The following is a 20,869-nucleotide window of genomic DNA, read 5'->3' on the forward strand; positions in this document are numbered from 1 at the left end:
AAAAAAAATATTATTATTCCCCTTCCAAAATCTTGTTTCCATTCACGAGTATGTCTTCGTGAATCGTTATCCAAATCCCTCACCTCCAGGAAAAAAATAAAAACACCTCCATTACAAATGAAGGTGTTAAATACGGTATATATGCGTACATTGTCTGGATGACAAATACAAACAGCCGTATATGACTGAATGACAAATACAAGCATAAATCCAGTTCCTCCATTCGTAGAGCTTTAGCACTGTGTGGCATAGGACAAAGCCAGCTACATTAAAAACCACCTTATGTCGATGGTTTCTGTTGACCCATTGGCGTCTTTCGACATTTTTGGGCAGTAGCGTATCTCCTACACAGGAGCCTCACCTAACGAGGATATTTAATTTACACATCCACTCTAAAAGAGTTTCATTTAGATGTCAATGGTTAATTCAAATAATTCTAATTTTGACCTGATATCCATCCCCCAAAAAGTTACCTGAAAAAAAACACCGACTTTTGCTCTCCCGGTTATTATGTCTGATTGAATGTCCCTTCGATATTTTTTAAAAAATTCCCTCTTAACAGCCACAATTGCCACCCTTTTTAAAAGGATACAACGGAGAAATACATGCAACTACAAGGGAAAATATTGGAATTATATATTGAAACTTACTTATAATGAAGACGGATATCCAATGACTGAGTCTAATTATTTCAAGAAAGGAACTGGCTCAAATGAAAAAAATTTTGTCGATTATATGTATTATCGTAAGTGCTGCTTTATTAATCGCAGGTTGCAGAACCAAGGACGAGGTACAGGTGGAAGAGAAATCGAAGGAAGTGAGCTCATTGAATGCTATTGAAGGCAGATGGGAAGGAGATATTAAGATCCCCAATCAACCGCTTCCAATCATTGTTCATTTTACGAAGAAAGATGGAACGATAAGCATTCCTGTTCAAGGGTTGAACGAATTCCCCTTAACAAGTGTAAGGTTAAGTGAATCAGACTTGTTTTTTGATATGAAAATCCAAAATCAGCAAATTACGTTTGATGGGAAAGTAAATCAGGATAAGATTTCAGGAACATTTGTTCAAAAAGGGCAAGCCTTCCCTTTTGAATTGCTCAAGAAATCCGATCAGGCAGTTGAAGAAAAAGAATCAGGTGAAATCGTGCAGGCCGACTTAAAGAACGGAACCATTAAAGGCCTTTTAGAAACACCAAAACATGAAGGGCCTTTTCCTGTGATGATTATAATTGCGGGTTCCGGGCCGACCGATAAAGATGGTAACACCATTGCAAATCCCGGGAAAAATAATAGTTTGAAAATGTTAGCCGAAAGTCTTGCTGAAAAAGGGATTGCAAGCATCAGGTATGATAAGCGAGGAATTGGTGAAAATATGCAATTGGCAGGAAAAGAAGAGGACCTGAGATTTGAACAGTATATTGATGATGCAGCTGCCTGGGTCCAATTTGCCAAAAAGGATGGCCGTTTTTCAAAAGTCGGCATCATCGGCCATAGCGAAGGCTCGTTAATTGGAATGGCAGCCGCAAAGAAAACAGAAACAGACATATTCATTTCATTGGCGGGTGCAGGCGAACCTATTGACCAAGTTCTCATCAAACAGCTTGAAGAGCAGCTTACACCGGCGTTATTAACGGAATCCAAAGTTATACTGGCAAAGCTAAAACAAGGAAAACAAGTCGAGACCGTCAGTGCTGATCTGCAAAGTGTATTCCGCCCCTCTGTTCAGCCTTACATGATTTCTTGGATTCAATATAACCCGCTAGAATCAGTAAAGGAACTGAATATCCCTGTTCTAATCGTAAACGGCAATAGAGACATTCAAGTACCGGCAACTAATGCAAAAGCGTTACATGAGGAAAAAAGCGATTCAGAATTACTTATAATCGAAAAGATGAATCATGTATTGAAAGAAGCCCCTGAAGATCGAGCAGGAAATTTAGCAACCTATACAAATCCTGAACTGCCATTATCCTCTGGATTGGTGAGTGGAATCATTGAATTTTTAAACAAAAATGACATCACCAGTAAAAATACCAATTGAGAATTGTGTCTCCCCCGGGTTTGCAAAGATCACTCAAATGATTCTTGTACCTACAATATTAGGGTGAATAATCTTTTTAGGTTGTTTCATCTTAGCCCTGGGTATCCCATAAGTGTTTTGTATTACTAAAAGAAATGAAGATCACTAAAAATTTGAATTGAATAGTTTATTGGATGAGTTAAAAGCATTTTAAATAAATTCTATATAAAAAAACAAAAGGGTTCTATCTTAAACTTAAAACATAGTTGATTGGAACGGAAGGTGCGAGACTCCTGCGGGAAAAGCGCGTTCAGGGGAGACCCCGCAGGCGCAAACCGAGGAGGCTCCCCGACCGCCCGCGGAAAGCGGTGCCTGAAGTGGAAATCAACGTCCAAATTTGTACAAGCCAAAATCATTTTTTGTCATTCCCAAAATAGCACCTAGATATATTCTATCGAGGCGTTTATTGAGCCACGTAAAGTAGCCCTCCTTCATATACATGGCATCAGTTGGCCATGGTGAACGATCCTGTTTCAACAAAATCGCACATCCAGAAAAACAATGGCAGGTAATCTAACAAAGAGGAAGATTTTGTATAAATTCATTAGTATAATTGATGAAATTACAATAAGAAAGGAAGGATCACTCATGCATGCTTTAAAAAAGAATGCCACATGTATCCTTGAAATCAGTTATCTGTATATACTGTTCTTTTTTTCAGAGCTACAAACTACTACTGCAAGCTTTTTAAAAATAAAGTAAGAATTATGTAATTAAAACCTCTTGAATGAACTATGTTAAATGATTCTACGAACATTCCCTTACGATTATTTTATCTTCATTATTAGCACTTTCAACCGTCATAACAGCCAATTTGTACGCCTTGTCTGCGCAAGACCCCTCAAAGGCGAATGGCAATTCCCCTTACTGGTTCCAGATTGATAACCTGGATGCCCGACAAGCGTTTTAAGACATTAACTCAGTCCTCCGTAACTCCATAGGGCTGAGCTTTTTTCAACAGGTAATGATTATTCTACCTATCCTCCCTACTGAGCCACCTTACTAGCCGTGAATGAAAAATATTAGAAACATAAGTTCTCCAAAAAAGGACAAACTGTATTTGAAAAAAGAAAGGAGATGTGAGACATGACAAAAAAATTCAATAAAGGCAGCCGTAACCAAAATTCGCCGCAATTACACGGACAAACCCCTGTTAGTGGGGACAACAGCAAAGGAAATAAAAGAAATAAAGATCAGAGCTCTAAATCAGAGTAACTAATGAAACAAACCGGTCATATTCAGACCGGTTTGTTTCAATTGCAGGCACTCTTCATTGTTAAAAAGAACAATTCTCAAAGGTCCCTTCTAGCGATCATTGAATTATCCTGTGTAGACTGGACCAGCTTTGATTCCACAAAGCCCAATTCATTAAAAGCGTTCCAAACTGTAAATGGAGTGGTGCAAAACTGACCCCAGGAAAGTTTTAATTGGAAGGAATTCGTTTTACATATTTAAACCGGATGTGAATGTGAAAAATCATGCTGAGTTAGCTATTCGATTCTTTTTGCATTAGATCTTCTGCTCTAGTGTTGATGTCTCCAAATCATCAGTATCTTGATGCGTATAAGTAAAGTTTTTTGTCATCAAACTGACCACCACTAAAACAACAATGTTAACAAATAGAGCGATAATACCCACATTCAGGTCTTTTATTGCCTGAGGAAGATAAGGAAACAGTTGACCAATTTTTATATTCCCCAGTTCCATGATGGAAACTAGCACTCCTCCTGTTATAATCCCGGCAAATGCTCCATGTTTGGTTACAAAATTATTTCTCATCAAACTGGCGAAAAAGGCAGGAGCTAGTTGTGTGATGAAATTATAGGCGATTAACGCGAGACTAAAGAGGGTATTTCCACCCTGAAAGGTCAAGTATATTCCTAAAAGAGAAATAAGCGGAACCATGTATTTTACCAGTTTTGCAATCTGTTTTTCCGTTGCTGATGGAGTGAATACGCTATATACATTTTTCGAAAGCAACGTTGATATAGACATCAACAGCATGGAACATGGAACTAGAGCGGCTAACACGCCTGTACCACCGATTAAGCCCACAAACCATGGATCAAAATCCTGTTTAGAAAGCTGCAGCAAGATCAGATCGGCGTCGCTTCCTTTTAATCCTGGTGTTTGTAAGATAGCAGCGAATCCAACAAAAAAGGCAAACAATAAAATCAATTGGTACAATGGCATTAGGATTGCATTTTTTCTTAAGGCTTTCTCGCTAGAGGCAGCATAAATAGGAGAAAACCCGTGCGGCCACATATAAAATCCAATAGAGCTTAATATAACGGTCGATATATACCACGATAAGCTCATTCCTTGATCTGGGAGTATGGTAAAGTTCGGCTTTGCCTGTTCAATGGCCTCATACATAGGCTGAAGCCCGCCATAATAATGCATGGGGAAATAAACCCCTAGAAATACGATAATGCCCAGAATCAGAATATCCTTCAAAATAGCTGTCCTGGCTGAGCCATGAATACCGGAAACCATTACAAAAATGGTAACACCTATTGCTCCAACCCAAATGGCAGCTGTAGAAGAGATTGCCCCATATGATGTTGCAAACACGATATATCCTAATCCCTTCAATTGCAGGACCAAGTAGCAAGTACAAGCTATAACACCTATAACCGCAACAAGTACACCAAGATAGGGACTTTGATATTTATTTACAAAAAAATCAGATTGGGAAACTAATTGATGCTTCTTTGCATACCTCCAGATTGCCGGAAATGTCCAATAGGAGATGACTGTAGCCAGACAGCCATATGTGACAATACTAAAGATGGAACCACCTTCCCCATAAGCTGAGCCACTTGCACCTAAAAAGGTAAAGGTAGTATACATTTCACCTGCAGATAAAAGGAAAATCAAAAGGGCTCCCATTCCGCGGCCTCCAACCGACCATTGTTCCAAGTTCATTTCTTTCCCTTTTTTAGCCTGGATACCGATCAAAACGGAAATGACGAAAAAAAACAGGATGAAAAGAACGGCAATATTCATCTTGAATCCCCCTCCTCATTAGCAGGATCAAGTAGATAAATAACCCACATTATACCTGTGGTCAGAACAGACCAGAGTACAATCCAAAAATGAAAAAATGGCATACCCAGAACATAGGGAGTCACTTTATTTGTAAACAAGGCACCAACGACAAAACCAAGAAACGGGATAATTCCGAGCCAATATATCTTTTTCATTCTCTTAGCCCCCTAATATGCTAGATTTAACATTTTTAAAGTCCCATGAACATATAACTTCACCCCATTTTGTAAAGCCTGTTCATCGACTGTAAATTTAGGATGATGGTGAGGATATATAATCCCTTTTTCTTCATTACGAGCCCCTATTCCAATATAAGTTCCTGGAACTACTTCTTGAAAAGCAGAGAAGTCTTCACTTCCCATAATTGGCTTTAAAATCTCTCGACTTTCTTCACCAAATAATTCACAAACCGTTTCGTCCATCAATCGGGTAACTTCTTCATCATTAATGGTAGGAGCATAACCAAATTGATAATCGAAATCATATGTAGCTCCATGTGCTTCAGTAATCCCTTTTACTATCCGTTCGATAAAATTCGGGATTTCTACCTGCAGTTGTGGATTAAAGCTTCGAACTGATCCACCAATGCTTACCGTACTTGGAATAACATTAATCGCACTTCCCCCATGGAACTGAGTCACTGAAATCACCAGAGCTTCCTGGGTATCACGATACCGCGAAACAATGTGCTGGAGATTCGATACCACCTGTGTTCCAATTGCAATTGGATCGACGGTAAGTTCAGGTTGTGAGGCGTGCCCCCCTTTCCCCACCAAGGTGATGTTAAAAGTATCGGCCCCAGCCATTATCGGACCGTAACCCAAACCAATTTTCCCTAAAGGAAGAGTCGACAAGAGATGGGTGCCAATGATCATATCAACCCCATCAAGCGCACCAGCACTCACCATTTCTTGAGCTCCACCTGGCGGCAGTTCCTCAGCATGTTGAAATAAAAAACGCACCTCCCCTTTAATTTGTTCCTTTATCTGTGCAAAGATTTTTGCTGTTCCGAGCAGCATCGCCGTATGCCCATCATGTCCGCAAGCATGCATGACTCCTGAATTCTGTGATACAAAGTCAAAATCGTTTTCTTCTTCAATTGGAAGCGCATCCATATCTGCCCGAAGTGCAATGACCTTCCCAGGCTGCTGACCGATCAAACGAGCCATTATACTCGTTTTTGTCGGACGTGAAATTTCCAATTCACCAAAAGTTTGCAGCTTTTCATAAACAAACTGTGCTGTTTTTTCCTCCTGAAAAGACAGCTCCGGATACTTATGTAAATATCTTCTCCAAGCAATCACTTCATCTTTAACGGCCTCGATCAAATCATGAATCATTATGGTTTGAGACATACGCTACAACCCCTTTTCGTTTGATTTTAAACAGCAACTTTTAATTTAGGTTAGTTTAAGGAAAAAATTCCTTAAATAGAGTATAATCTCATACAGTCTTCATTACAATATTTTTCGAAAATTCAAAACCGTTTTTTTCACACTAAAAAAGCACCCAAATTATGGGTGCCTGTAATTCATAATAATTGATAAATCTTACTCGGCCTTCCTCGGGTGGCATTAGCCTCTTCACCAACGCATCGTGCCAAATCAACTTCGCACATATCCGCAACAATTCGCCGTACATTGCGCTCTGTCATCTCTAGATGTGTCGCTAAGTCCTTTGTAGTAAAATCACTCCAGCCCATTCTTTGAACAAGCGCCGATATCTTCTTATACGTTTTAACACTGATATTTCCGTTTTTCAACTTTTCTATAAGGGGTTTATTATGGGTACGGGTATCATATTGCAGTTCTTTCTTTTTGCCTGGTGATTCGATTATTTTGCCATCATCTTGAATAATCACAATTTCTCGCTTTTTCATCTCTTTTGAATGTTGAATAGCACGAAAAGCATTGATTTCCGCCGAATAGGCAGTCTCGCCGAAGCCAATTCCAACTGCAACGGTTGTATCTGCTTCAAAAGCCAATTTTTCAATCGTTTCTTCGAGCGTAATGATTTCTCGTTCAATTGCGCCGCGAGAACTAAAAATCATGTACCTTCCATTCCCTTTCTCTGAAAAAGAACCATTTATTTTTTCACCAAGTTGAATCAACATTTCTTTTAGCCGAAGCTCCAAGTACTGTAAATGATATGGAGTTTTCATTTCCTCTGCCACTTTATTAAAATATTCGACTTCAATGATTTCGACTCCGATTTGTGTATCCTTAAAGTAGGATGCCTTTACTTTTTCAGAAAGAATTCGAAGAGTTTGCCTCACTTCCATCTTACTCATCGACATACGGTAGGCTGGAATGCCCAATTCCCTTAAAGCTTCACACACGGACGGAAAACAAGAAAAAGCGCCTTCTGTCTTTCCCATATTCCATAAATCCAAGTGAAAATGTACCAATTCATCCGTATCAACATCTGTCTCAAACACTTTCGTATAAATCTTTTGGGTTTTTATATTCAACTGTGACAAAGCTTCTTCGCTAATATTATTTGAGGACATAGTATCGATACTTAGATGCTCAATGATTTTCCCTTGTTCATAGATCATCTCTAAAAAGGATTTATAAAAACCAGATTCCGTAGCTGGGACATGGACCATTATTTTATCTGTTTGTAGTGTTTTTCCCGCAATTTCATAGGGAAGTGGACCAGAAAAAAGCCATGCATGTACATGTGAATCATGTTCCTTTACAATATTCTCTACCTCTTCGGTCCTTACATAGGGCAAAGAGATGAATTCCAACTCATGTTTATATTCTTCTGCCGCGGCTAAAATTTGTTCTATAGAAGTTTTTAGACCGACAAGTCCGATTTTATACATCCAGTAATCGACTTCCTTTACCATCTGTAATAGATTCATTGTTATTTGTAGAATATCCTGGTTTAATCCAAGTCATGATATGTAATCCTAATTCTTCTGCTGTCTAACTATTGTTTCAATTTGTATGAGCCCTTGTTTTTATTTCTTTTGTTACCTCTTGATTATATCAGCAGCAAAAAGAATAATGTGGTAGCCAATGCTCTAATATATAGTTGCATTCATACCCACGCCAAATTTTTTCTCTTATGTATCATTTTATCATGCAACATGAAGTAAAAATACGTTGTATACGTTATTCAAGTGATTCATAACTACTTTTCCATCTCATTCGATTTTCAGCACATATATAATTTGGGGTACCTATTTAGATAAAAAACCACGTAACATTACAAGGATTACGTGGTTTGCAAACTATGATATATTAAATTTTCACTGATAGTTCTTCTTGATAGATAATTTCACCATCAATAATAGTTGTTTCTACTTTTAAATCTTTAATTTGGTTTGGGTTGACACTTAAAATGCTGTCATTTAATATAACTAAATCCGCCAACTTTCCGACCTCTATGCTTCCTTTTATCTCTTCTTCAAAACTCGCATAAGCGCCATTCCAGGTGTATAGTTTAATAGCTTCCATTACGTTTATGGATTGATTAGCACCAAACTCCATTCCAGACTGGCTTTTTCTATTGACAGCAACATGAATTCCTAATAAAGGATTATAGTCAGTAACTGGCGCATCTGATCCACCTGCTGCCATGATGCCACGATCAATATAATCACGAACAGCATACATGTGATTAACACGATCACCATAGTGTTGGACATATATCTCTCCGAATTCATAAGGAAAAGGAGGATTTGGAATAGGAACCATCTCGAGTTTTTTCATTCTCTCTTGTAAATCCGGTGAAGAAATTCCCGCGTGCTCAATCCGATGACGATGGTTTTTTCTTGGTGATTCCTCCAACGCCTTTTCCACACAATTCAAATACATTTCAATGGCTTTATCACCTTGTGCATGTACAGTGATTTGATAGCCTTTTTTATGTGCTTCACCTAAAACCTGATAGATTTCTTCCTCACTATAATAAAGAATGCCATAATTGTTAGAGTCACTGGAGTACGAATCACGAGTTGCAATTGTAGGCCCGGTGCTACTTCCATCTGTAAACAATTTCACCGGTCCAACTTTGAATCTCTCATCTCCGGTACCAGTTACCACACCAGCTTCGACCATTTTATTAACAAATTCATGGGAGTTATTTACCTGGCATATCATTGCATATATTCGGACACGAATATCCTTACTCTTCACAGCTTGTTGCAGTAAACGGTAACTCTCAGGACCATTTCCACCTGCCTCATGTATACTTGTTATGCCCACTGCAACGAAATGATCTGATGCAATTTTCACAGCCTTCATCAGTTCGCTTTCTGTATAACTTGCAACCTCGTTCATACCCATATTTGCTGCTTCAATTAACTTTCCTGTAAGCCTTCCTGCCTGATTCTTTTCAATGACTCCCCCATTAGGATCCGGTGTGCTCTCGTTAATTTGCGCAATTTCTAAAGCTTTGCTGTTCACCACGCTTATATGGCTGCAAGTACGGGATACAATAATGGGGTGATCAACTGAAATTTCATCCAGCTCAGCGATTGTTGGATAACGCTTTTCCTTCACTGCGGTTTCATTAAAGCCCCAAGCACGTATCCATTCACCTTTAGGAGTTACTAAGGCTTTCTTTTTCATGTCATCTAACAAAGCCTCGATAGAATCGATATGTTCAGCTTTACAACTTACCGCCAACTGATTCGCCCCATAAAAAATGAGGTGAATATGAGAATCAATGAATCCAGGAAGAAGCGTTTTTCCCTTCAAGTCAATTACATCCGTTTTTACTCCTATAAAACTCTTAACCTCCTGATTTGAACCAACAACTGCGATACGATTATCTTTTATTGCTACAGCTTCGACTACTGTATTCTTTTGGTCTACTGTAATAACCTCTCCATTTATCAATACAACATCAGCTTCCATACACTCATTCCTTTCGAAATTACACTTTTAGAGTGATTAATTCAGTATTTAGCATTCATTCTGCTTAAAATTTACCCACTTCCCATTTCACATTATTTCAGATTGATCTCATGGTTCAGTTTATAATTCTTTTTCAAAAATACTGGACAATCCCACTCACAGACAAGGTCCTTAGCCAAGGAAACGACCCAGTCCTTTGTAATATGATACTTTTCTCCATCAACAGTAATAAACACTTCACCGTCTGTCACATAGAAAACTTCCTGTTCTTCTAGATGCCACGTTCCTTTATTCGGTTCGCCCACCCATGGTTCCCACGAGTCAACACCTAGTCGTTGTGCGTCTTCTGCTGTAAGTTTTTTCGCAAAAAACATGATGATCCTCTCTCTTTCTTATAGAATAGGTTTTATAAACTTACTGTCTTAACATTTGTATCTTTTAAACGTTTGAACTCTTTTCTCATAAAGTATATGGCAATGAGAAGACCTGGAATTTCTGCGGCAGGACCTGCATACCATATACCTTCTACACCCCAGAATTTCGGGAAAATAAATAGAAACGGGAACATGAACAATAGCATTTTGCTAACACTAATAAACGTTGCGGACCAGTTTTTCTCTTGTGCTTCGAAATAACCGGAGATAAGCAAGCTGACAGCATTAAGCGTAAACAAAGAATTGAATACAACTGTCGTCCAAATGCCCAGTTTCTGTAATTCAGGATTACCAACCGAAAAAAATGACACAATTGGATCTGCAAAAATGATTAGGATGGATGTCACAATCACAAAGAAGGCAACCGTAAATATGAGTCCCATCTTAATTGCTTGTTTAACACGATCAAGGTTGCCCGCACCGTAGTTATAACTAATGATCGGTTGAAGCCCTGTCATCCCACCGAGCGCTGCTAAGGCGAGCATATTTGTAATGTAACCGTTTTGAATCGTGAAAGCGGCGACGTGCAGCCCACCACCGTACCTTTGCAGCATGTTGTTGAAGAAAATAATGGCAATGAACATCATGAACAGACTCGAGAAAGATGCAAAGCCCGTCCAAGCCACTTCACCGATCGTCTTGAGATTAATCATCATATCTTTCATTTTTGGCTTAAGTTTTGTTTTACCAAACCAGAAATAAAAGATCAGGAAAACAGGGATCGATTGCGAAATCGTATTGGCCCATGAGGAACCCATCATCCCCATGTCATACTTCGTTACCATAATCCATTCTGTAATCCCACCAACAACTGCTGCGACTAACCAACTGTTCATTGATAATACAGGTTTTTCATCGATATTGGTTAAAACACTTAATACAACGGCCAATATCGTTAATGGCAATGAAATCCATAGCAGCCGGCTATATTGCACCGCATATGGAAGCGCTTCATCACTTGCTCCGAATAAGGTCATGATTTGATTTTCAAAGACCACTCCAATTACAGCTAGCAAAGTGGAGAAGAAAAGAGTAAACCATAAGGTTTGTCCCATAATACCTCTAGCTTCTTCGATTTTCCCTTTTCCAAGGCGAAGTGAAATGACCGCTCCGGCTCCCACACCCAAAAGTACGCCAAGCATACGGGTAATAACCATGACCGTAAATCCAATTCCAATCCCTTCGACTTCCAGCTCCTGAAAGCCACTGACGAAATAGCCATCGACAACCGCTGCAACTCCTAGAATTGCGTTAGCCATAATTCCTGCCAAAGCAAATCGTAAATATAGTAACGGAATACTTTTGGTTCCCAGCACTGAATCATGCGCTGGCTTATTCATTACTTCTACTTGCTCTTTCTTCGATGACGGACGGTTGTCTGCTATTTCCACGAGCATGTCCCCCTATAAATAATTGATGTAGTAAGTTAAGCTCAATTAATTCGCATACCAACCTACAGGCTTGGCATTCTGGTGGATATTGATTTGCTTCGTTTCCATAAAGTGCTCCAGCCCAACAGTACCTAACGCTCTGCCGATTCCACTTTGCTTATATCCTCCCCAAGGACCTTCAACATAAGCGAGATGATAACTATTAATCCAAGTAATTCCCGCACGCAATTTACTAATGACACGTTTTGCTCGATCCATATCTTCAGTAAATACAGCACCAGCTAATCCATAAATGGAATCATTCGCTTTTTGGATGGCATCTTCCTCATCTTTAAATTTCTGTACAACAAGGACCGGACCAAAAATCTCTTCCTTAACAATACGCATATTCGCATTTACATCAGCAAAGATCGTTGGGGCAATAAAAAATCCTCGATCAAGCCCATTTTCTGTTAAGCGCTTACCACCACAAACTAATTTTGCACCTTCTTCGATTCCGCTCTTAATGTAATGTAAAACTTCATTCATATGCGGCTCGTTTGTGAGGGCTCCCATTTCAATGTTTTCGCTTTCCCCGTTGCCAACTACAATTTTGCTTGCGCGCTCGGCTAATCTTTCAACAAACTTATCGTAAATCGTCTCATGTACAAGCAAACGAGATGCAGCTGAACAAACTTGTCCAGCATTGTGGAAAATACCAAACATCGCATTCTCGACTGCATTTTCAAAATCCACATCGTCGAACACAATAAGTGGAGATTTACCACCCAGTTCAAGTGTGATTTTTTTCATATTGCCCGCAGCTGCGCGCATAATGCTTCGGCCTGTTTTTGTTCCGCCGGTAAAAGCAATCATATCAACATCATGGCTCTCGGCAAGCTCATTCCCAACTTTTGATCCAGGTCCCAATACCAAGTTTGCCACTCCGGCCGGAAGTCCAATCTCTTCGAAAATTTCAAATAACATGAATGCGCTTACAGGAGTAACCTCAGCAGGCTTAAGAACAATTGTATTCCCTGCGGCGAGTGCAGGAGCAATTTGCCAAACAGCTAACATAAGCGGGAAGTTCCAAGGTACAATAAGTCCACAAACACCAATCGGTTCATGAATGATAAATGTTTCCGAAGAATCGGCACGAGTGTAAGATTTCTTTTTCATGCCTTTGATCAAGTCAGCATAATAACGGAAGCATTGAATCGATACCGGAATATCCACATAGGTGGTTGCACGAATGACCTTACCGTTATTTGCAGTTTCCAAACGTGCAATTTCAGCTGCCTTCTCCTCAAGACGGTCTGCAATCTTATAGAGATAGTCAGCTCTTTCATCAGCTGAAAAATTCGACCAGATCTCGCTGTCAAACGCTTTACGAGCCGCCTTGATTGCTATCTTCGCATCGTCTGCTGATCCATCAGCAGACGTTGCGATTACCTCTCCGGTTGCAGGATTGATAATGTTTCGTCTATCACCGGATAACGCTTCTACCCATTTCCCGTCAATGAACATGTTTATTTTCATAAACAACTCTCCTTTAAGCAATAATATCTACCAGTTTGAAACCAATATGTGCTAGATTTACCAGCATGGTTTTCTGATTATAGAATGGGAATGATTTGAGGCGTTCCTTTTCAAATCGATATCCACCTGCACTCCCCGTAACGATCCATTGTGCCAATAACTTGCCAAACAATGTCGAGAGAGAAGCGCCGTGGCCCGTATAACCCGTTGCGAAATATGCGCCTTCTTTGGATTTGCCGATAACAGGGAACGTATCAATTGTAACCCCGATAAATCCACCCCAATTGAAATCTATCTTGCTTCCTGCTAGTTTTGGCATTATTTTAACCATGGCATCGTAAACACTTTGATAAACGGCATCGCCTAAGTTTGGACGAATATCGCCACCGCCGAATACGATCCGATTATCTGGTGTACGTCGGAAATAATAAAGGAAATTGCTTGTATCAAAAACCATACGATCTTTAGGAATGACGGTATTCACCAGTGATTCTGGAAGCTGTTCAGTAGCAATGATACGTGCCGAAATTGGCAGTACGCCTTTGTTCAGTTCATTCATGATTTTTCCGGAGTAACCATCTGTAGCGACAATAATGTCTTTCGCAGTTACAGCACCTTTTTCTGTTACAACTTTCACCCTGTTTTGACCGTACTCAATAGATAGTGCTTTCGAATGCTCAAAGATTTTTGCACCGATCGATTTAGCTGCCTCTCCCAAACCAATTGCATAATTAAGTGGTTGGAACGAGTAACTCGAGTTGTCGACTAAGCATCCATAATAAAGCGGGGAATCGATCTCTTGATGCAACTGACTTCGATCAAGCACGCTTGAATCGTAACCGAAATTTTCGTTTAAGAATTCGCTTTCATGTTTCAATTCTTCAAAATGCTTGGCTTTGTAAGCCGCCACAATGTGACCTGTCTTTCTAAAGTCACAGTTGATTTGATGCTCGTCAATGATTTTTTTAACCAGTTCAACGCTAAAAAGGGAGAGATCGTTAAGCTGTCTTGCCTCGTCGGCACCATACTTTTTGGCAAGCTCCTTCATCGTTGGCTTATAGCCTGGCAATACCATCCCGCCGTTACGGCCGCTGGCACCATATCCGATCGTTTCTTGCTCAAGGACAATGACACTCTTCCCTAATTTTTGCAAATGATACGCAGAAGAAAGACCTGTGAAACCTGCTCCAATAATGACAACATCCGCCTCTTCATTTCCTTCAAGAAACTTTCGTTTTTCATAGCTGTTTGCAGTCGCTGTCCACAGTGATAGAGTATCCATTCGATCCATCTTATCCATGCTTGTTATTCTCCTTATGTGACATGTATGCTATAATACAGTCAAATTTTATTCACAATATTCACACTTATTGAGTCCATCATATGACTTGGTGTTTCCTCCAAGTCAATAGCCATTTGAGAGTTTTTTGAATTCATTTTCGTGAAAAAGTGGAGTAACTCCACTTTTTTTCATTGGGGGGCATCTATGAAAATTGGTACATTTGCAAAGCTTTTTCATGTTACCACCGATACCGTTCGTTATTACATTGAACTGGGATTATTAATACCAGACAAAAAAAACACCCAGTACCAAATGAACCAATTGTGTCTCGACGACATGGCTTTTATTGCTGAGCTGAAAAAATTCCACTTTTCACTTCTAGAAATCCAACAAATTTTATCGTATCGGCGAGTCACAAACTTCTCTGATCATGATGATATCAACTACTACAACAACTTACTCATTGATAAAAAGAATCATCTGATTAAGAAAAAAGAAGACATATCAAAAACTATCAAATTGATTGAAAAAGCGGTTCAAACCAGCTCACCTTCATCCAAAGAGGAGAATTTTACAGGGGTCCCACTTTCCTTCGTAAATCTGCTCTATTGTCCGATGTGCCACATTCCACTTGAAATGAAAGATGTAACGATTAAAAAAGTTTACATTCAAACGGGGAGTTTAACTTGTACCTGTGGATACGAGGCTGCTATCGAGGAAGGTATCATCATTACCGCGAACTTGTACGAGACGTCTCCTTATCCATCTTACTTTTACGATAAAGAAACGATTAAAGAGATCAATCCCAAAATGATTAACTTATTTGAAAAAAGTAATTTTTGGTTTCAAAAAGTTCTGCAAAATGTAGATTTGAAAAACAAATTAATCGTGGAAACAAACGTTGACGCTTTTGTGTCACTACCCAAATATATCGATGTTCTTGAAACGAGCGCATCCTATGTATTCAGTGGCTATTCGCTTGCGATGCTCAAGAAGGTTAGAAAAAGAATGGAGCGTATGGATCCAAAGCCAAATGTCCTTTATATTTTGAATTCCAATTTAAATTTACCATTGAAGCCGCTTAGCATCGATGTTTTTGTGGATAGTTTTACAGCAAATGATTTTTCACTGCTCAATCCGCAGTTCCCAATTCATGTTCTAAAAAACTATTTCCATAGCAGTTCAACAATTGTCGGCGGGTATTCATATTATGATAGCTCGGGTAAATCCTTGAAAAATATTTCAGCATTATATCCAAATTCCCACGAGCATATTTTATATCCAAAATACTTAGAAGAAAATTTATCAGGCAACGGATTTCAAATCACGCAAAGTGAAAATATCGGTTACTGCACAGACCCAGGACCTTTTTTTGATTATCATGTAATAGACGAAAAATTCCACATGCTAATGTATTTGGCTAGTATGAAAAAATAGCATACAAAGAGGCTGGCCGAAAAGCTGCTAGTCTACGGATGAGACAGCTTCATTGTAGCCAATAAAGTTCTGGTGCGAAAACTTCAAGATAATTGCAATCAATCTCTGAATTTTGGTAATACCGATACTATTACTCTAATAAGGGTTCGTCAGAATGGTAAAGCGAAATTTATTCTAGTGGAGACATTATATTTTTTTGCAAACAGTAAGATGCTTTCGTGATTAGGTAGAAATGATGAAAGAATGGGGTTTATCCGTTGCTCATACAACGATTAGCGTTGGGCTCATCAGTATGGTCTTGAATTAGACAAACGAATCCGTTGTCATCTCAAGCAAACCAACGACTCTTGAGAAAAACATAAATCAAAGTGTACCGGTACAATCCGAATGGAAATACCATCGATTTTCACCTAAGCAAAACAAGAAAACACAAGGCTGCAAAGCAATTCTTTGCAGTCTTTTCATATTTTCTGAGCTTCTAGTCGTGACAGTCGATAAATATCCAGCTTATCCTATTGTAGTTGAAGAATTGAGAAAAAAAAGATGCCATTAGGCATCCAAATAAGGCAAGTGAAATATCTCATGAAAAAGCAGGTTCGTTCGATGTAAGGATTCAAATCCTTTCGCACAGCTACATCCATTATTTCCGGATCCTAAGTATTTGTACCGGAACCTATATGATTATTTGAACAAAATTGGATATACCTTTCCTCTGGTTGCACCGACGCTGGTATTACCAGGGTACCACCAGCAAAAAGGAAAAACACGCTAAGACAATTTTAATGGAAATAAGCTTTTTCTCCTATGCTAAAGGGAAATCAGCTTTTTTTGAACTCTTGATTACCATAACTCATGACAGAAAGAGCAGCTGTACCTAAGGATATAAAGACAAGCACACCACCAACTGTAGGGTTGAACTCGACAGAGGTTTGCTCAATGACAATTCCACCAATAAATGAACCAAAAGCAATACCCACATGGACTGCCGAATTATTTAAGGTTTGCTGGATATCCGAGGTTTCCGGTGACAGCTCAATCAGATAGCTTTGCATCGCTGGTGTGATCGCCCAGCTTAGCATACTCCATACTACCATCAAGATTAGGAAAACCGGTAAAGAGAAAGTTGTATAAGGGATTGAAAACATAGAAACCGCAAAAAAGATAATGACAGAGATTATAGTACGCTTTGAGCCGAAACGGTCAGCTAGAAAGCCTCCAATTCCCCCGCCAACTACAGCTGCAATTCCAAAAATTAAATAGACTATACTAACCCATGTTCCATCAAGGCCTAGTTTCATTTTTAAAAATGGAGTTAGGTATCCATATAGTGTTAAATGACCCGTCAACATGACAAAGGAAGTTGCCTGGGCAAATAAAATTTTTCGATTTTTCAATGTACGTAATTGTCTTCCAATTGGAATAGAGGGCTTTGGTGCCATCCTTTCCAGAATGAAAAACACCCCCGCCATCGAAACTAAGGTTAGGATGGAGATCATGATAAAGGGGGCCCGCCAGCCAAAAGCATTTCCAAGCATCAATCCAATTGGTACCCCCAGTACAAGGGAGGCACTGACTCCCATAAAAACAATTCCGATCGCCCTTGCACGGTATTGTTCAGTTACAATATTTGGCACCATCGTTAAACATAAAGCAATAAGCAATGAACCACTAGAAGCTGCAATGATACGGCCAACAAGTAAAATACTATAATTGTGACTTAAAATCGCAATGACATTTCCTAATAAAAAAATAAACAAAGTAATTAAAGTTAGCCGTTTGCGTTCCACTCTTTGTGTTACTGTTAACAATAGGGCGCTGCCAACGCGAATGCAAGGGAAAAAACAGTCATAAGGAAACCCGCTTGCCCAAGACTCACATCTAAATCATTCGCGACAATATCTAGTAAACCGCCAATAATTAATTCCACCATCCCGACAACAAACGAGACAATCGCCAATAAATACACGCGTTTATCCAAATTTAACTCCTCTCTAAAAAGAAAGATAAATACCCGATAAATTCACTTTCATACTACTTCTAATTTTTCTCTAAAGAGTTGGCTTTCTTTAACATATAAATTTTACGGGGTCTTCCCCGAGGCGATTGAAGTTCTTCTCCTTTGTACTCCACCAAACCGCTTTCACTCAAACTACTCATAATTCTCTGGGCATTTCTAACGGTCATGGATAAATGAGAAGTTAAGTCTGAGGAAGTGAAACCGTCCCAGCCCATACGCTCAACCAATGCTTCTATCTTTTTATACGTTTTTACACTAATGTTAGCCTGATTCAATTTATCCAGCAGTTCTTTATCATTGGAACGGAAGGTGTATGCCAATTGTTCTTCTTGACCTACGGACTCGATCATTACACCATCTTCCTGGATAACAACAATTCCAGAACTTTCTTTCTTTTTTGAATGACGGATCGCCTTGCGGGCATTGATTTCTGCTGATGCAGCCGTTTCACCAAAACCAATGCCGACTGCAACTCAAGGGCCAGTTGTTGAACAGTACTTCGCAAGCTGCCAATTTCCCGTTCAATGGCCTTTCGTGAACTAAATATTTGATAGCGTCCGTTTCCATTTTCGATGAGGGATCCATCTAATTTTTCACAAAATGTAAGTAATGTTTGTTTAATCTTAAGCTCCAAATGCTAACGAATATTAACCTCGTCAACAAATTGATCAAACTGATCAATTTCAATATTTCGACACCTATAAATCAACGTCCAAATTGTACAAGCCATAAACAAAACTGTGGCCAACTTGTCTAAAATCTCAGGGATCTTCGATTGGAAGATCCCTTTTCCATTTGTGCTTATGAGCTCGCTGTTAAGATCAGGAAAGACCCAGTTTCGAAAATCGCTAAGATTCATAAAGATTAATGGTATAAAGCTTATCCCATCACATTCAACAGATATTCTTCAATTTCGTGCTTGCTTTTTAAAATGACTATCACCTTTTCAGGGTCACTCTTTTGAAGATCGGCAAATCTGGCTTTCATTTCTTTCTTGCGAGGAAAGTAAGTGGATATGATAAATTTAATAAACTGCCAGTCTAGTTTTTCATTGCAGCCTTTAGCCATATCAGGCCTTGTTTTACCTAGATTAGACAACCAGCGTTTTATCACACGGTAAAGGCAAACACCGAGGGGAAGTTCTAAATAAATAATCGTATCGGCTAGCTCCGAACGTAGGTTAAAAGAATGACTATAATTGCCTTCCATGATCCACTTGTCATGACTCAATACCTTCTTCTGGGCAGAAATAAAAGCCTCTAAAGGAGCCTCCACCCAGCCAGGCCTCCAGTAAAATGTATCCAAATGATGCACTTCAATATTCAAATTATCTCCAAGTCTTCTTGCAAAAGTAGATTTTCCGACACCCGCGGACACTCCGATAACCATGATACGTTCCATCGATATACTATCCACTCTCCCCTTTTATGTTCATAAGAAAAGGCGACCCTTCTTGAAGAAGAATCGCATCAGTTTTAGAAAATGAAGTATGGTTGCTGCGGTGTCCTGTCAAAGAACAAGCCAGCCTTACATTTTATCTCTATTAAATCAAATGCCCTAAATGTTTCTTTACCTCGTAATCAACAAGTTTTTCATCTTTCTTAATTCGTGCCAGATAATCCGGGTTGGCGATAAGCGGACGGCCAATCGCCGCAATATCAATGATACCTTTTTCCAGTGCGGCTTCTGCTGTTTCGGGATCTAGCCCCCCCACACCAACTATGATTCCATCCCAATGGCTGCGTACCAATTCATGCATGGTCAATCCTCTTGCAATCGGTTTGGTAAATTCCATCGTGGATGGGTGAATCATTTTGACTCCTGTTTCATTGAACGCTTCAATAAATGTTTGGATCGCTTTTTCAGGGTCTTCCCACATATAAGAAGGCTGGTCAATTTTCAAAGCCGAGAAACGAATAAGGGTACGTTCCGCTCCTACCGCATCAATAACTGCTTTTAGCACTTCCTTCATAAATGTCAGACGCTGTTTTAAATCACCACCGTACCGATCGGTCCTTTTATTGGAGGTGTCAGAATTGAACTGGTCTATTAAGTAGCCATGTGCACCATGAATTTCAACGCCGTCAAAACCAGCAACCATTGCATTCTTTGCCGCTTGTTTATATTGGTTCACAACTTCAGCAATATCCGTCTCTGTCATTTCTTCAGGAATGTCAAAAGGTTTGCCGAATCGTGAAACCTTACCTTCTGCAGCGATAGGTGACGGGGCCTGCGGAGGAAGTCCTCCTATAATTTCATGGTGACTTGCACGGCCCACATGCCAGATTTGCGCAATAATCGTTCCGCCTTCTGCGTGTACTGCTTCCGTTACTTTTTTCCACCCGTCGATTTGCTCTTGAGTATATATTCCGGGAACCCCAGGATTGCCCTTTGCTCTTGGTGAAATCACTACACCTTCAGTAATGATAAGTCCGATTCCATCTTGAGCCCGCTTTCGGTAATATTCTACGGTCAGGTCATTCACAACACCAGTTTCGTTATCGGCAAACGACCGAGTCATAGGAGCCATTGCCGTTCTTGTTTTTAAGTTCCATGCACCTATTGTTACAGGTTCAAACATTTTGGTTTTTATTGTTTTCATTTGAGTTCCTCCTGTTAACCGCTTTACCTGGGCTGAATTTTCAGTAACTTTCATTGTGTAAGATTATCCGATAAGTGGTTAATTTTCAAATAATTCACTCTGATTTTATCGCTTTAGATCAAATATGGTAATAAAGACCAGTGAAAAAGCCAGACAGAGATTTTTCATTCCCTGCTGGCTAAT

The 20,869-nt window shown here is 39.5% G+C and carries 14 protein-coding genes, 3 pseudogenes and 1 riboswitch; of the genes and pseudogenes, 4 read left to right on the forward strand and 13 right to left on the reverse strand.

Annotated features, from left to right (window positions below):
• Positions 1 to 210 precede the first annotated feature (210 nt).
• Positions 211 to 376: riboswitch (M-box (ykoK) riboswitch) on the reverse strand.
• Positions 377 to 712: 336 nt separating this feature from the next.
• Both A6755_RS22470 and A6755_RS28035 read left to right on the forward strand, forming a co-directional pair.
• Positions 713 to 2,044, forward strand: coding sequence for an alpha/beta hydrolase family protein (locus A6755_RS22470; RefSeq protein WP_063592010.1), 1,332 nt, complete (start codon positions 713 to 715; stop codon positions 2,042 to 2,044).
• Between the two features lie 1,125 nt (positions 2,045 to 3,169).
• Positions 3,170 to 3,298: a hypothetical protein gene (locus A6755_RS28035; RefSeq protein ID WP_258832991.1), complete on the forward strand. Its 129-nt coding sequence runs from the start codon at positions 3,170 to 3,172 to the stop codon at positions 3,296 to 3,298.
• Positions 3,299 to 3,592: 294 nt separating this feature from the next.
• Here A6755_RS28035 and A6755_RS22475 read toward each other — a convergent pair whose 3' ends face one another.
• The 9 genes from A6755_RS22475 to A6755_RS22515 form a co-directional block, all read right to left on the reverse strand.
• Positions 3,593 to 5,092 (reverse strand): sodium:solute symporter family protein, encoded by a 1,500-nt coding sequence (locus A6755_RS22475; protein WP_063592011.1) that lies wholly within the window; start codon positions 5,090 to 5,092, stop codon positions 3,593 to 3,595.
• Positions 5,089 to 5,289 (reverse strand): DUF3311 domain-containing protein, encoded by a 201-nt coding sequence (locus A6755_RS22480; RefSeq protein ID WP_063592012.1) that lies wholly within the window; start codon positions 5,287 to 5,289, stop codon positions 5,089 to 5,091. The genes A6755_RS22475 and A6755_RS22480 overlap by 4 nt, the downstream gene beginning before the upstream one ends.
• A 12-nt stretch (positions 5,290 to 5,301) precedes the next feature.
• Positions 5,302 to 6,489 (reverse strand): M20 family metallopeptidase, encoded by a 1,188-nt coding sequence (locus tag A6755_RS22485; protein WP_063592013.1) that lies wholly within the window; start codon positions 6,487 to 6,489, stop codon positions 5,302 to 5,304.
• Between the two features lie 176 nt (positions 6,490 to 6,665).
• On the reverse strand, positions 6,666 to 7,964 hold the full coding sequence (locus A6755_RS22490) for a hypothetical protein (protein WP_063592014.1): 1,299 nt from the start codon (positions 7,962 to 7,964) through the stop codon (positions 6,666 to 6,668).
• 421 nt (positions 7,965 to 8,385) lie between these two features.
• Positions 8,386 to 10,005 (reverse strand): amidohydrolase, encoded by a 1,620-nt coding sequence (locus A6755_RS22495; RefSeq protein ID WP_063592015.1) that lies wholly within the window; start codon positions 10,003 to 10,005, stop codon positions 8,386 to 8,388.
• A gap of 92 nt (positions 10,006 to 10,097) precedes the next feature.
• The gene (locus A6755_RS22500; RefSeq protein WP_063592016.1) at positions 10,098 to 10,379 is read right to left on the reverse strand and encodes a cupin domain-containing protein; all 282 of its coding nucleotides are present in this window, start codon (positions 10,377 to 10,379) and stop codon (positions 10,098 to 10,100) included.
• A 32-nt stretch (positions 10,380 to 10,411) separates the two neighbouring features.
• Positions 10,412 to 11,830, reverse strand: a complete 1,419-nt coding sequence (locus tag A6755_RS22505) for an MATE family efflux transporter (RefSeq protein WP_063592017.1) — start codon at positions 11,828 to 11,830, stop codon at positions 10,412 to 10,414.
• A gap of 45 nt (positions 11,831 to 11,875) precedes the next feature.
• Entirely contained in the window at positions 11,876 to 13,348 is a 1,473-nt protein-coding gene (locus tag A6755_RS22510; RefSeq protein ID WP_063592018.1) for an aldehyde dehydrogenase family protein, read from the reverse strand.
• Between the two features lie 13 nt (positions 13,349 to 13,361).
• A complete protein-coding gene (locus tag A6755_RS22515) occupies positions 13,362 to 14,648 on the reverse strand; it encodes an NAD(P)/FAD-dependent oxidoreductase (protein ID WP_063592019.1) in 1,287 nt (428 codons plus the stop codon).
• Between the two features lie 186 nt (positions 14,649 to 14,834).
• Here A6755_RS22515 and A6755_RS22520 point away from each other — a divergent pair, with 186 nt between their 5' ends.
• Positions 14,835 to 16,067, forward strand: a complete 1,233-nt coding sequence (locus A6755_RS22520) for a MerR family transcriptional regulator (RefSeq protein ID WP_063592020.1) — start codon at positions 14,835 to 14,837, stop codon at positions 16,065 to 16,067.
• A gap of 190 nt (positions 16,068 to 16,257) precedes the next feature.
• Positions 16,258 to 16,673, forward strand: a pseudogene (locus A6755_RS27790) (DDE-type integrase/transposase/recombinase); the annotation flags it as partial.
• Between the two features lie 212 nt (positions 16,674 to 16,885).
• Here A6755_RS27790 and A6755_RS22525 read toward each other — a convergent pair.
• From A6755_RS22525 to A6755_RS22545, 4 genes and pseudogenes are all read right to left on the reverse strand, one after another.
• Positions 16,886 to 18,045, reverse strand: a pseudogene (locus A6755_RS22525) (MFS transporter).
• A 59-nt stretch (positions 18,046 to 18,104) separates the two neighbouring features.
• A pseudogene (locus tag A6755_RS27795) lies at positions 18,105 to 18,721 on the reverse strand (hypothetical protein); the annotation flags it as partial.
• Positions 18,722 to 18,963: 242 nt separating this feature from the next.
• The gene (locus A6755_RS22540; protein ID WP_063592023.1) at positions 18,964 to 19,485 is read right to left on the reverse strand and encodes a P-loop NTPase family protein; all 522 of its coding nucleotides are present in this window, start codon (positions 19,483 to 19,485) and stop codon (positions 18,964 to 18,966) included.
• Between the two features lie 142 nt (positions 19,486 to 19,627).
• Positions 19,628 to 20,686: an alkene reductase gene (locus tag A6755_RS22545; protein WP_063592024.1), complete on the reverse strand. Its 1,059-nt coding sequence runs from the start codon at positions 20,684 to 20,686 to the stop codon at positions 19,628 to 19,630.
• Between the last annotated feature and the right edge of the window lie 183 nt (positions 20,687 to 20,869).

Source organism: Peribacillus frigoritolerans (assembly GCF_001636405.1).
GTDB classification, from domain to species: Bacteria; Bacillota; Bacilli; order Bacillales; family DSM-1321; genus Peribacillus; species Peribacillus frigoritolerans.

Excerpts from the sequence above, each read along its gene's own strand:
- A6755_RS22470 (WP_063592010.1), top strand. The coding sequence starts at position 713 with ATGAAAAAAATTTTGTCGATTATATGTATTATCGTAAGTGCTGCTTTA.
- A6755_RS28035 (WP_258832991.1), top strand. The coding sequence starts at position 3,170 with ATGACAAAAAAATTCAATAAAGGCAGCCGTAACCAAAATTCGCCGCAA.
- A6755_RS22475 (WP_063592011.1), bottom strand. The coding sequence starts at position 5,092 with ATGAATATTGCCGTTCTTTTCATCCTGTTTTTTTTCGTCATTTCCGTT.
- A6755_RS22480 (WP_063592012.1), bottom strand. The coding sequence starts at position 5,289 with ATGAAAAAGATATATTGGCTCGGAATTATCCCGTTTCTTGGTTTTGTC.
- A6755_RS22485 (WP_063592013.1), bottom strand. The coding sequence starts at position 6,489 with ATGTCTCAAACCATAATGATTCATGATTTGATCGAGGCCGTTAAAGAT.
- A6755_RS22490 (WP_063592014.1), bottom strand. The coding sequence starts at position 7,964 with ATGTATAAAATCGGACTTGTCGGTCTAAAAACTTCTATAGAACAAATT.
- A6755_RS22495 (WP_063592015.1), bottom strand. The coding sequence starts at position 10,005 with ATGGAAGCTGATGTTGTATTGATAAATGGAGAGGTTATTACAGTAGAC.
- A6755_RS22500 (WP_063592016.1), bottom strand. The coding sequence starts at position 10,379 with ATGTTTTTTGCGAAAAAACTTACAGCAGAAGACGCACAACGACTAGGT.
- A6755_RS22510 (WP_063592018.1), bottom strand. The coding sequence starts at position 13,348 with ATGAAAATAAACATGTTCATTGACGGGAAATGGGTAGAAGCGTTATCC.
- A6755_RS22515 (WP_063592019.1), bottom strand. The coding sequence starts at position 14,648 with ATGGATAAGATGGATCGAATGGATACTCTATCACTGTGGACAGCGACT.
- A6755_RS22520 (WP_063592020.1), top strand. The coding sequence starts at position 14,835 with ATGAAAATTGGTACATTTGCAAAGCTTTTTCATGTTACCACCGATACC.
- A6755_RS22540 (WP_063592023.1), bottom strand. The coding sequence starts at position 19,485 with ATGGAACGTATCATGGTTATCGGAGTGTCCGCGGGTGTCGGAAAATCT.
- A6755_RS22545 (WP_063592024.1), bottom strand. The coding sequence starts at position 20,686 with ATGAAAACAATAAAAACCAAAATGTTTGAACCTGTAACAATAGGTGCA.